This window comes from uncultured Streptomyces sp., assembly GCF_947488945.1.
Classification (GTDB): Bacteria; Actinomycetota; Actinomycetes; order Streptomycetales; family Streptomycetaceae; genus Streptomyces.
This window is the reverse complement of record NZ_CANLBS010000007.1, coordinates 286051-298775: the sequence shown is the minus strand read 5'-3', so window position 1 is coordinate 298775 and position 12725 is coordinate 286051. Positions and strand designations below refer to the sequence as shown.

6 protein-coding genes are annotated in these 12725 nt (G+C 65.7%); 2 read left to right on the top strand and 4 right to left on the bottom strand.

The window, feature by feature from the left end:
* Positions 1 to 51: 51 nt before the first annotated feature.
* The 4 genes from Q0994_RS14110 to Q0994_RS14095 form a co-directional block, all read right to left on the bottom strand.
* A complete protein-coding gene (locus Q0994_RS14110) occupies positions 52 to 1527 on the bottom strand; it encodes an ATP-binding protein (RefSeq protein WP_299533916.1) in 1476 nt (491 codons plus the stop codon).
* A gap of 181 nt (positions 1528 to 1708) precedes the next feature.
* A complete protein-coding gene (locus Q0994_RS14105) occupies positions 1709 to 3253 on the bottom strand; it encodes a hypothetical protein (RefSeq protein WP_299533914.1) in 1545 nt (514 codons plus the stop codon).
* A gap of 76 nt (positions 3254 to 3329) precedes the next feature.
* The gene (locus tag Q0994_RS14100) at positions 3330 to 5228 is read right to left on the bottom strand and encodes a hypothetical protein (protein ID WP_299533912.1); all 1899 of its coding nucleotides are present in this window, start codon (positions 5226 to 5228) and stop codon (positions 3330 to 3332) included.
* The gene (locus Q0994_RS14095) at positions 5228 to 8680 is read right to left on the bottom strand and encodes a helicase-related protein (RefSeq protein ID WP_299533910.1); all 3453 of its coding nucleotides are present in this window, start codon (positions 8678 to 8680) and stop codon (positions 5228 to 5230) included. Before Q0994_RS14095 ends, Q0994_RS14100 begins: the two co-directional genes overlap by 1 nt.
* 483 nt (positions 8681 to 9163) lie before the next feature.
* On the opposite strand from Q0994_RS14095, the gene Q0994_RS14090 reads away from it, so the two are divergent.
* The gene (locus tag Q0994_RS14090) at positions 9164 to 11305 is read left to right on the top strand and encodes an ATP-binding protein (RefSeq protein WP_299533907.1); all 2142 of its coding nucleotides are present in this window, start codon (positions 9164 to 9166) and stop codon (positions 11303 to 11305) included.
* The gene (locus Q0994_RS14085; RefSeq protein WP_299533905.1) at positions 11302 to 12654 is read left to right on the top strand and encodes a response regulator; all 1353 of its coding nucleotides are present in this window, start codon (positions 11302 to 11304) and stop codon (positions 12652 to 12654) included. Before Q0994_RS14090 ends, Q0994_RS14085 begins: the two co-directional genes overlap by 4 nt.
* Positions 12655 to 12725 lie beyond the last annotated feature (71 nt).

Genomic DNA, 12725 nt, shown 5'->3' with positions numbered 1-12725 from the left:
GCTGAGCGGGAACGGCATGGGGCAGATTACGCGCGGACACTGACAACGGCCTCACCCGTTCCAGAAGCCCTGCATCTGGTCGAAGGGGGGCATGGTCCGCAGGCGTTCGCGGGCGGCAGCAGGGGAACGGCCGTCCGAGACCAACGCCTCGTAGATCCGCTGTGCGACCTCCATGGCCCCTGCGTCGGCGGGACCGGGGCCGCCGAAGGGCTCGGGGTCGTCGCTGGTGTCCGTCTCGTGCATCACACGGAGGGCGGTGACCGGCACGGTCTCCTCGAGCAGGCGGATCAGGGCACGAACGTCGTCCGGGCTCGCACCGCCGGCACGCAGCGCCGCCTTCACGAGGGGATGACCACGGTTGACCCGGCAGGTGACCCGGTCCTCGGACCGACGCACGTTCCACGCGTACAGCAGCGGGTCCCCGTGCGTGCGCGCCGCGATCTGCCCGCGGTACCGCAGCACGTCGGCGGCTCGTCTCCTTGCCTGTAGGGCGATGCGTCGTAGGTGGGAACGAAGGGCGACGGGTGGCACGACGCTGGACTTCCGCACGTCGACCATCCACTCGACGTCGGTCTCGGCTGGGATGTCCACGGCGATCCGGGCCAGGTTGTACTTCTCCTCGCGGCGTAGCCCGCGTTGTCCGAGCCAGTCACCCGCCAGGATCAGACGGTCCCGGCGGTAGACGTAGAACCCCTGCTGGTCCAGCCATCCACGCGGGCCTCCGGCCTTCTCGTACTCGTCCGGGGTGAGCCTCTGAGCGCTCGGGAGGACGAACGCCTCCACCCGTACGGAACCCGATCCCAGCGGCAGGCGCTCGACGGGAAGCGGTTGTACGGACGGGTGGCGGGCAAGGAAAGGGTCCCAGGCCACGACGGGGGTACCGGACACCCGGAGGTTGAGGCGGCGGCCTCCGGTGAGGAACCGCGCGAAGACCATTCCCAGATGGGACTCGGTGCGGGCGGACTCCGCGTAGAACTGCTTCTGGGTCCGTTCGTCCTCTACCGTCACCGCGCCGACGTGGTAACCGTTCAGGCGCCGCCACAGCACGACCGTCCCGTGGTCCGCCGTCCCCCGGATCCGCTCCAGCAGCTCGCTCGTCGCCTCGTCCGCGCCGCGGAGCAGCCGCCACTGACCGGAGGTCTCGACGACGTCGAGGTCCCAGGTGCGCACGTGCCATTCGCCGGACCTCGCGGTGGCGACGCTGAGTTGCCGGGCCTGGGAGAAGGACGCGGACTTGAGACCCACGCCGAAACGCCCGAGATCGGTGGCACTGCGTGTTGCCGCGGGGCCGCGCGCGGCGACTGTCATGGCGGTCACGAGGTCCTCGGCCGTCATCCCGGCACCGTCGTCTGCGACGGCGATCCACGAGTCCTTTCCGGCCCAGGTGAACTCGACGTCGACCGTTGACGCCCCGGCGGAGATGCTGTTGTCCACGAGGTCCGCGATGGCGGCAGGAAGCGAGTACCCGAGCGAACTGAGAGAGGCGACCAGGCCCGCCGGCTCCGGAGCCGCGATGTCGTACGTCACGCCGATGTTCCAGCCTACTTCCGAGTTCTGGTGATGGAGTAATTATCCACCTGCATCGCCACCTGCAGGGGATGTATCGCCGTCCCGAGAGGACGCACAAGCACCGTGCTCCCGGTGGTTCGGCTGGTTGACCGGACGAGTTCACATGACGCGTCAGAGAGCCGATGTTCAGGTTGATTCGCTACCCGAAGCGGGGGCGCCAAGAGCTCGTGCGTATCCCGAGCGCGTCGACGTGTACTCGGTGTCGGCCCACGGAGATCGACCGTTTCCGCACGTCGAAGTGCACCCCTCTGGCTGGAAGATCCGGGCTCCTCAGGGCGGCCACCAGGGAACCGAGGTCGGGCGGCGTCCCCAGCGCCTGCACGTAACGGAGAGAGGTGGCGTGCATGTCCGGAACGGGAAGAGGGCGCGTGGTGAGCTGCTGCGGCGTGCCGACGCACCAGGTCCAGCTGATCGAGTCGAACGAGGGCCAGCTTCGCGGCAGACGAGCACTCGCGGCACCCGATCGGAGCTCGCCTCTGAGACGGTCCAACTGCCCTGCTGCAGAGGTGATCCAGCTCTCGACCTTCATGCCCTCGTGCAGGGACAGGGCTTCGATCGGCCATTTGATCTCGAGGCAGAGGCCGAGCCGACGGACCGGGTCCACGACGACCACGTCCAGATCGCCGGCAGACCCGCCGTCGGTCCTGGCAGCCGGGACGCGCTCGGCTACTAGGGCGCCCGGGGTGGCGCGCAGCCACTCCGCCCAGGCCGTTGCACGTGCACCCTGCTCCCTTCCGATGCGGCCGAACCCACCAGGCGCATGAGTGGCCGAGCGAAGCATGATCGCGTCCACGGTCCTCGGCGTCAGGAGGGGTGGACAGATGATCACGACGTCGTCGTGGCTAATCAGAGGGGAGGTCCTACAGGACCTGCCGGGTCGGTAGGTGAGTCTCTCCACCACCAGAGCCTGGTGCGCCTCGGACACGTTCGGGCACATCTCCGCGATGACGGCGAGCAGCTGGGAGGTCGGCATGTGCGCGAGCGTCGCCTCCAGACGGGAGAGCCTGTGCGCGGTGTGCTCGCTCAGAGAGGCGATTCCCATGATCACCGCCAGGATGCTGGTCATGTCACCGGCGGTCATCCCCTCTCCGAGTTGGAAGGAGTCGGGAACCTGGCCCTCGGGTACCGACTGCCGGTACACCTCTATCGTCGCAGCGGCCCGCTGGACAGCTGCCTTGAGGACCTCCGGCGGTGGACCGCTACGAGAGTCGACACCTCGGGACGAGATCCACTTCCGCTCCACGTCGGAGAGCAGGGGTACGCCCCTGGGACGCGCGTCCTGCTCGAGGATCATGTCGGCCACTTCGGCGGAGGCGTCCCAGCGGTGACGCACGCGGAAGTCACCTCTCGTCATGCGTACGACGTAGGCACCGCTCCGGATGCTGGCCTCCAAGGGGTCGAACCGCTGGGCTGCCACCGCAGCGAGGACGATCTCGTCGGCGTCCCCGTCCGAGCACGCACCAGTGCCGACGGGTTGGTCGTGATGCCACGCGACGAGTTGCGCGAGAACGCTTTCCCACGGAACGTCCGTCGTGACTCTTGAGCTGATCTCCATCGCGCGGACTCTGGTCGCGGTCCGGAGGAGGTCGTAGATCCGCTCCGGTCCGGCGTCCCATCCGCGCAGCGTTAGGGCCCGGTCCCGGGCCTCGGCAAGGATGCCCAGCAGGTCCTGTTCTGGTCTCACGCAGAGCTCCACTCGTGCACTTCGGTGGTCGGGAGCCCTGCGTGTCGACAGGGCGGGTCGGGGACGGCCGTCGGGCTCAGAGACTCGGGTCCCAGTACCCGACTCTCGAACCGTCCGGGGAACCGAAGAGATGCCAGCGGGAGAGGTTACGGTTCCAGGACTGACAGGCTGTCTCGGGCAGCTGCAGGCAGCCGTGGTCGGCACCCTCGTTCGTGATCATGCAGTTGGGGTCGTACAGGCAGGAGTCGTTGTCGACGGCGCGACTCACGACCGCGTCGAGGTTCTGCTCCAGGACGGTCCTCATCGCACCCAGGCTGAAATCGCTGCCCCCGTTGGGGTAGACGGCGAAGGCCAGGTCGTACGGGAACAGGTACTCGGACAGGCTCGTCTCGCTGTACCCGCTGTCGACCGCCAGCGCCCGCAGGATCTGGTGCGACAAGGAGTGCAGCAGACCGAACAGCTCGTGGACCGGGAGGTCGGGGTGTCCCGGAGCAGGTCGTACCTCGTGGGAGAGAGCCTGGCCGTTACTCGGACCGAGCTGATGAACGAGCCACTGGGCGACGCCCCCGGCGTCATCAAGAGTGCGTTGGCTTACGAGATCATTGCGGACCATCCACCGGCTCACCCGGTCCCGGTCCACCGGGAAGAGCAGCGCTTCCGCCTGGGTGGGGTGCGCGTAGAGAAGGGTCTTCTCGGGAGCACTCCGTGAAACGCGACCCCGGTAGGGCACCAGGTCCGCCTCCTCGGGGCTGAAGCCGGTCCGGCTGTAGCCGATCGCGAGGTACGTGATCGGGAGATCGCTTACCAGGCAGGTGTCACGGCTGAGACCGGCAGCTGCCAGGACGCCGGGGTAGCGTTCGTAGAGGGCACGCCGTTCCGGGTTGCGCGCTTCCCGCTGCAGTCGGGGGACCCCGAGGCGTTTCAGGTTGAGAACGCGACGGTAGGTGTGCAGCTCGGCTGCGAGCCCGCGGGCGTCGTCACTTCCCGTGTCGAGCCCGAGGGCCTTACCCACCCGGTCCCGCAGATGGTCCACTTCGACCGGCATGAAGCGTGCCCGCAGGGCACGCGCCTGGTCGTGCAGACCGGCATCCTCCATCACCCGGATGCTTTCGACGACTTCGTCGGGGACGTCCACCGTGTGCCCGTCCGTGAGCCGGCGGAACTCGTCCTCGGTGATCTCTCCGAGCCACCAGCCGAGCACGGCCGCGGTGTAGAGAGGGTTGCTCTGCCGGGTCGCCTCCTCCGTCGTCGTCACGTTGACGAGGGTCAGGCCATGGCCTACGTGCGCCGTCCCCGCGGAGTGAAGGAGGGGGTTCATGAACTTGTCCGGGTAGCTGCACGAGGAGTTGCTGCAACTCCACTGCACGCCCAGCGGGAAGCCACAGGTCATGCACTCCCACCGGAAGTCCCGGAATCGGCTGGCGCGGTCGTCGAGCCTGAACCGGGTGTGCCCCCTGGGACACTTGCTCGGGGGGTACATGGGTGACGTCTCCCCGCACTTGTGCGCGAAGACGAACTGGAGCTGCCGATTGCCGACGACGCCGCCGCAGGCCGGGCAGGCTGGCGGCCAGTCGTCGGTTCCGGGCCGTGGGTCGCTGGCCGTCCAGACGTGCCCGCATCCTGCTCTGGAGCAGCGCACCACCCGGGGCCAGATACGGCAGAAGACCTTGCCCGGGACAACGACCTCGTAGTGGCGATCGGCGAGTCTGTCCTGGTCCCCGGGGAACTCGGGGGCCCGGTCGGATCCGGCGACGAACGCGCGTCCGGCGGCCCGCCATCTGCGAACAAATCGCATCGCCTCCTGAATGAGGTGGTCGCGATCCAGCGAGGGGCCGTCGAACTCCTCGTCACGCCCGAGCTGGATCACCTGCGCGGTGTAGCCGCCGCGGTGGTCGAAGGTCTGGCCGGGCCGGAACCGGAAGAGGACCTGGCCGCGGTCGCGCGACATCTCGTCGTTCCTGGGGTTGAACGCCATCACGACCTCCGGCTGTCGGACACGACGTGGAACGGGATGCCCTCGGAGACGTCGCGGAGACTCGTCATGGGGCGGCACTCGAGTCCCAGGTAGTCGCCCGTCGCGCGGTACCCCCGGTTGTTCCCGCCAGCGAGGGCGGCAGAGGCGCCTGCAGAGCGGAGGCTGGCGATCGCGTCCTTCACCATCTGCTCTAGGTCGCCCCGGAGTTCTTGTCCTTCCGGCCGATGGGACTGGAAGACCGCATGGAGCGCCTCGAGCAGCTCGGTGAGCTGGACGCCCTCCAAGCCGCCACGGGAGGGATCGCGGAGAGCGGCCTGCATCTTGGAGAGGTCGTGCAGATGCCCCGGGGCGTTGCCCGCCTGCCACCAGTCGCGGTTGGCGATCTGGAGCAGGTGACCCATGAGAATTCCGGGAAGGGTCCTGCGCACCGCGAACCGGCTCCAGCGATTGATCGCCACCGGTTCGACCATGCGGTCCAGGTACTCGTGGAACTTGCCGTGGTACCGGTAGTGCGAGCGGTCCCGCTCTCGTACCGGGTTGAAGAGCATGAACACGAGTCCGTGGTGTGCGCGGCCTACTCGCGAGGACGCCTGGATGTACTCCGCCATCGACCTGGGCATGCCGTTGAACAGCATGAAGTTCAGTCGGTCCACGTCCACCCCATGGCTCACCATGCTCGTGGCCACGACCATGCCTGTCTCGCCGTTGGTGCTGCTCAGGTCGTCCAGGACGCCACGCACCTCGTCCAGGCGCGTCTCGCTCTTCAGCTCGGCCACTCGGAGGTCCGGATAACCCTCCCTGCGGAGCGCTTCGTTGACCTGCGTGTCCAGCGAGCGGCGGATACGGCCGAAGTCGACGAGCGTGGTGGCGTACGTGAGGCTCGTGCGGTACAGGTCGACGACCGCACGAAGCTCCTCCTCCGGCCATGCCTCGAAGGCCGGCGGCAGCTTACGGCGCTGCTCGAGTTTCCACAGGGCTCGGTGTGCGGAGGTCAGGATCCTGACCAGCGTCATCTCCGCAGTTCCCCGGGTCGGCATGACCCCGACGAAACGACGGAGGGGGAGCCCTCGGTCCAGACGCCAGTAGAAGCTCTCGTCGAGGTTCGGTCCCGGGAGAGGCACGACGACGGACCTGAGGCCGAAGAGATGCTCGCTCTGGCGGTCCTCGCCCCGGATGGTGGCGGTCGTCGCCACCACCTTCATGCGGACTGCTCGTCCGTCGGCCCGGTGCCTCGACGTCAGGGTGCGCTGCACTTCTGCCAGGAGCCCCTCGTAGTGCCCCGAGAAGGCCCCGAGCTCCTCGTTGACCATGTGCAGTTCGTCGATGATTTCCAGGGAGGGGGAGGGGTCGTAGAGAGGTGCCTTCAGTGGCCCGGGAGCCGTCTTCGGATGACCGGGCGCGTGGCGCTCATGGCACTTCCCGCCCCGACCGAACCCGTGCGGCGTGCACCAGCAGTCGACGTCCCCCAGGAGCGCGCCGAACTTGTCCGACAGCCCGACGTTAGCCAGCTTGTCCAAGGTGCCGACCACGACCGTGGGCAGGTAGCGGTAGATCTCGGTGTCCACCACGACGATGGGCAGGACCTTCCCGCACCGCTCGTTGCCGCAGACGTGCTTGAGCCTGAGCTCCTGGGGATCGGGGGGCGGGATGTGTACCGACCGTTCACCGCAGTAGGGGCAGTCGTGTACGAGTCGGTACGCATGCCGCTCTGCCTCGCTCGACCGAAGGCGGTCGAGCGTGCGATCGGACGTGAGCGAGTTGGGGGTGTTGCCTCCGCCGGCGTAGAAACCGATGAAGAAGGGCCACCCGGGATTGCCGCCGACCTCCTTGATGCGGTCGGCGTTGCGGCCTCGGACGATGTCAGCGGCAGCAATGACGTCGAGTTGCCGCTGTGTCTGCTGGAGGGTGAGGAGCCGGAGTGGGAAGCGACACCAGGCCGAGACCCCGACCTCCTTTCCTCTGGTGCGGTCGTAGAACATGCACACGAGGACCAAGCCGAGATAGGCTTCCGTCTTGCCGCCCCCGGTCGGGTACCAGACGACGGTCGCCGCTTCGGTGGGATCCACGTCTTGGTCGTCACCCCAGAGTCCCGGCGTGAAGAGCTCTTGGGGGTGCTCCCGCCAGGCCAGAGCGCCGAGCTGGCTCACGATGGCCACGAGCTGGAAGAGACGCCACCCCCGGTTCGGCCGCTTTCTCCGCGTGTTGAGCTCCGTCATGGACTCGTTCGCGAGCTGGAACGCGGTCAGCAGACGGTCATCCCGCCGCAGCCACGCGATGCCGTCGCGGAAGCGGGCGACCTCCAACGCGGCGGCCTGGCGGTCGGACTCCTTTCGGCGAGCCAGCTCCGGCCTGTCCTGGAGGTCCTCCGTGCTCCACGCGGGGGCGTCGAGATACGCCTCCATCTCGTCGGCGAGCTCCTCCAGAACCGGCAGCGGGTCCGCAGCGAGCGCCGAGTAGCCCCAGCGTTCGTCAGCACGGGCCACCGCGCGATGGGTGTCGTGCTGCGGCACGGGCACGCTGCGGACGGAGACGAGCCGGCCGTCGTGCCACCGCGGCTCGACACCGCAGTTGTTCGCGTACGCCCCCAGGTCCCCCGAGTAGCGGTAGGCGTCGGCACCGAGATCCATCACGATGGGCAGGAGACGGTCACCGTCGATCTCCAGCCCCGCGCGGAACAGGGCGTTGTCCCTCGCCTCGTCGCGGCGGCTGCGGCCCGCGTTCCTGCCCTTTCCCTGGACGGTCACGACCGGGTCCGCGGCGAGGTTCTGCAGGGTCGCGGTCACCCGGAGCCGTCCCGGGGCCACCGGCCTCGACGTGATGAGGACGTGTGCGGCGGGGGCCGGCACCACAGGATCCCCGGCCACCTCTCGGGCCAGCCACTGCTCGAATGACTTGTCGTCCTCCATCGCTGCGGGAGGCACCAGACGCTCCCGCCGGTCATTGCCCACGCGACGGTCGATACGCGGATCACGGAGCGCCAGCTCGACGGCCCCCGCGAAGGCGTGCCGGAACTCACCCTCCAGAGTCCGACGGAGTCCGGCCTGACCGAGGACGATCTCCACCGGGCCGACCGCCACGTCAAGTCGCCTGAACAACGGCGCCAGCCGGTACGGCTCCTCGCGGTCGCCGGCCCACTCCAGCTGCTCTGCTCGGGTCGGCAGGGCCGAGTAGTAGAAGGACGCCTTCGCCCTGACCATGACGGAGCTGGCGTTCTCGGCCTCGAACTCGAACCCGAGGCTGTCCGGAGTCATCCGACCGTACCTGGGGGCAGCGCCACCCGGCTCGACGGCGTGGGGGCCGAGGCTCTCCATGAAGTAGCGCGCGCTGGGAGGTTCGCCGAGGCAGACGTCGCCCTGTGCCTCGCCTGTCGCGTCGGTGACCACCGCGCTCACGAGGTGCTCGACGAGGGCCGTTTGCTGGGCGACGCTCGGCTTGAACGGGGGCGTGGTCACAGCGTCTCCTCTCCGGCGTAGGTCGCCGACAGGGAGGAGGCGCTGCAGGAGGGCCTGAGCATCAGACAGGCGCCGTCGCTCACGAACGAGCGACGGGGGAGCCGAAGCGGCTCCGAGGTACGTGCCGGCGGCGACGAGCATGCACAACCGGCCCGCAGGACAGGGGTGTCCACGGGGATCTCCAGGGTCCGCGAGTCAGAAGCCGCCATGGCACGACGCCATGGCCGGACATCTTCTGCTTCTCCGAACCCCAGCAGCATCCGGTGCTACCTGCTGAAGTTACAAGCACAAGACCGGAATTGACAGAATCTGTCTTGATCCAACGCCTCTGCACCGCGGCCGCCCCTCAGATGTACCGACTCCCCCTGCGTGTCGGTACATGCCGTAGGAACATCGAGCGCACCAACAGTTAAAAGGGGGCATCGGAGCCGCGGCGGACGTGGGGATGCCCGGTGATCTACCATCTGCTCCCAGGAGGTCACCATGCCAACGCTCCGTCCTCGTGCGAGGCTGCTTCACACCATCGGTACGGAACTCATCAGTAGCGAGACTGTGGCAGTTGTAGAGCTGGTCAAGAACGCTTACGACGCTGATGCGAGCTGCGTTGTCCTGTGTTTCACCGGCGAGCTTCGAGAAGGCCATGGAGGGCTGGCGGTATTGGATGACGGATCCGGAATGACTGCCGAAACCGTCACGGACATCTGGTTGGAGATCGCAACTCCGCATCGGATGCGTGGGAGAACCACTCCGCGTGGTCGCCGCGTCTTGGGGGAGAAGGGCGTTGGGCGGTTCGCAGCTGCTCGACTGGCTGACTCCATGACTTTGATCAGTCGGCATTGGGGCGAGTCGAGCGAGGTCGAAGTCGGAGTTGACTGGCGTCAGTTCAGGGATCCAGACGTTTATCTGGACCAAGTTGAGCTCGATGTGACCGAACGAGCGGCAGTGGACTTCCACGACGGCGGGCGTGCGGCCGCGCTTTGGGAACAAGTCGATCTGCCGAGCCGCTCAGGTGGCACGCTGCTGCTGTTGGAAGGCCTGACGCGTAGCTGGGAAGAGTCAGATCTTCTTGCTCTCCGTCGTGATCTCTCCCGCCTCATCGCGCCCCCGGGTGCGGATGGTAACCGGGACTTCGAGATCGTGCTCGATCTGCCTCGAGAGTTCGAAGCGTTGGCCGGACCGATCGAACCTCCGACCGAACTGATGAACCCCCCGTATCGGCTGTCCGGATCCGTGTCGGCCGACGGGACGGCGGACCTTGAGATCACGATCCCCGGCAGGGCTCCGTACCTGCACCAAGTGGCGCTTGACCGCAACGCGCAGCACCGAGGTACTGACGGGATGCTTACTAGCGGCCCCTTCTCCATCGACCTCCGGGTTTATGACCGGGACCGAGATGCAATCTCACAGTTGACTGCCGACGGTGGACTCAATCTGTCAACTAAGCAGTTCCGTGATCTGCTCGATCAGCGGGCTGGAGTGAGCGTTTACCGCGATGGGTTCCGGGTTCTGCCATTCGGGGAACGTGGTGACGATTGGCTCACGCTCGATGCCCGACGCGTAAACAACCCCCGGATGCGTCTGAGTAACTCACAGATAATCGGAACTGTCAGTATCTCGGCAGATGAAAACCCCGATCTACGCGACCAGACAAACCGTGAGGGGCTGCTCCAGGGCCCCGCCTATGACGGCTTGCGGGATGCGGTCACGGAGATCATCGCGGAACTCGAAAGCGCTCGGCTCAAGCAGCGGAAACGGACTCGCGAGACTGAGGAGCCCCGGGGGCGCGGCCTATTTGACGAAATTGATATCACCGATGTCGCAGAAGCCGTTCGCAAATCGCACCCCAACGACCGCGCGCTGGCAGCTGTAGTCGCCAACGCAGAGCGCAGGATCAACGCGGGCGTGGAGCACGTTCGCGAGGTGCTTGCCCGCTATCAGAGGCTCGCTACGCTCGGCAGACTCGTTGACGAGGTTGTGCATGATGGACAGTCATCTGTCGGGCGGATTCGCCGGGTTACCCGGGATGCGGGGCGGTTGCTGGCCGACGCTGACGCTTGCGAGCTTCGTGACGAGGCCGTCGGCCTCGTTAGTACGGCCGATAAACAAGCGGATTACTTGGCCCAGCTGTTCAAGCGCATTGCGCCCTTTGGAGGGCGTCGCCGGGGTCGGCCCAAGAAAGTCAGCATGCTGGAGACAGTCAATTCGGCCGTCGACGTTCTTGCAAGCCGTGCCGCAAAGGTCGGTGCTGATGTCACAGTAACTGGTGTCGATGAGATCGTCACCCTTGATCCCGCCGAGCTGCAAGAAGTCGTTATTAACTTGCTCGACAACTCTCTCTATTGGATTCAGCAGGTCCCGAGGGGTTCGCGGTATGTGGAGCTTAAAGTGGAGAGACTGGAAGACGGGGCCTTGGCATTGGTGATCGATGACAGTGGACCCGGGGTGCCGGCCGAGATTCGTGACCTCATCTTCGAGCCCTATTATTCCAGCAAACCGAATGGTGGAGGCCTCGGGCTGGCAATCGTGGGTGAGCGTGTCGCTGACGCCTACGGTGGGGTGCTTGATCTTGTGGACAGTCGGCTTGGCGGAGCAGCTTTCCAGGTGACCTTTAGGAGACGAGTGTGAGTGCAATCGCAGATGGTGTAGCCGGGGAGGGCGTAACCGAAGTTGATTACGCCGTGGACGGCGGGAACGACGATGACGTGGAGCCGGACATTCCGGATCTGACTATCGCGTTCCCTGAGCCCAGTCCTGAGTGGACTGTTGTCATCGTGGAGGATAACGAGGACTTCCGAAAGGATGTAGAGGATCAGCTTCGTCGGTCGGATGTTGCATATGGCCGCGCACCGCGAGTGATCCCGGTCGCTGAATTCTCCCAAGCGGAGGAGGTGTTGAGTGCGCAGACTGTCGATGTCGTAATTCTGGATGTGCGTGACGACGAGGGAAGGGACGACGCTGGCGAGCTGATTCTGGACAACTTGAAGTCCACGCGGTTTGTGCCAGTCGTCTTTTACACCGCATACACGGAGCGGGTCGAGCCGCTGGCCCAGCCGCCCGTCGTCCAGGTCGTGGGCAAAGAGGAGCACACCGACGTTTTGATCAATGCTGTGAAGGCGGCGTTCGACAGCGGATTGCCTATTGCCGTCAGGGGCCTTGCAGACCATGTTCGCGAGGTGACCCGAGAGTATCTCTGGGATATCTCAAAGCAGTGGGCCTCGCTGGGAAACTACGATGCTGAGGAGAAGATCACATTCCTAACCGCTCGTCTGACGCGGTCACTGGAATTGACCCTGTCTCTCGATGGAGAGGATCGCCTGCGCGGCCCTGTGGGGCGTGCGCTGGAATTGCCTAGTAATTGGCATCCGTCTCGGATTTACGTGATCCCCCCCATTGGGGATAATTTTGACACGGGTGACCTTCTGTTGCATGCGGATACGCAGCGTTATTGGGTGCAGCTCACGCCTGGATGTGACCTTGCCAATGGAAAGGCGGACAGGCATCTTTTGGTGGCCGCATCTCCTCTTCTTGAGGTTGACCCGTTTCGCGCCTGGAGCGTGATTGAGCCGGAATGGAGGAGTATCGAAAAGGATATACCTCCGCGGGGCGGATGGAATCCGGAAGAGAAGGGGCGTCGTATGAAGCTGAAAAAGAATTCCAGTGACTTGCGCGCAGAAAGCAGGCGAATTATTCTCGGGCGTCACGATCGGTACTTCCACCTGCCGCAGTTCTTCACAGTTCCGGACCTTTTGATTGATCTCCAGCATGTCAAGACTCCGACAGAGTCCGAGATGGGTGAATATGCAAGGATCAGTGGACTTGCCTCGCCGTGGCCGCAAGTTCTGGTCAATAGGTATAACCGTCAAACCGGGCGGATGGGGTTCGATGACCCTGATGCCGACGCGGTCCTTGAGAGAATTTCGCGCGACATGATCAAGCGTCGAGGCGAGGTGAGCAAGGGAAGAGTTTCCGAATAGCTTCGGTGAAACGCTCGGATGAGCCGTAATTTGGCCGCCCAGTCCTTCCGGGCCTTGCTACGATCGTGCGG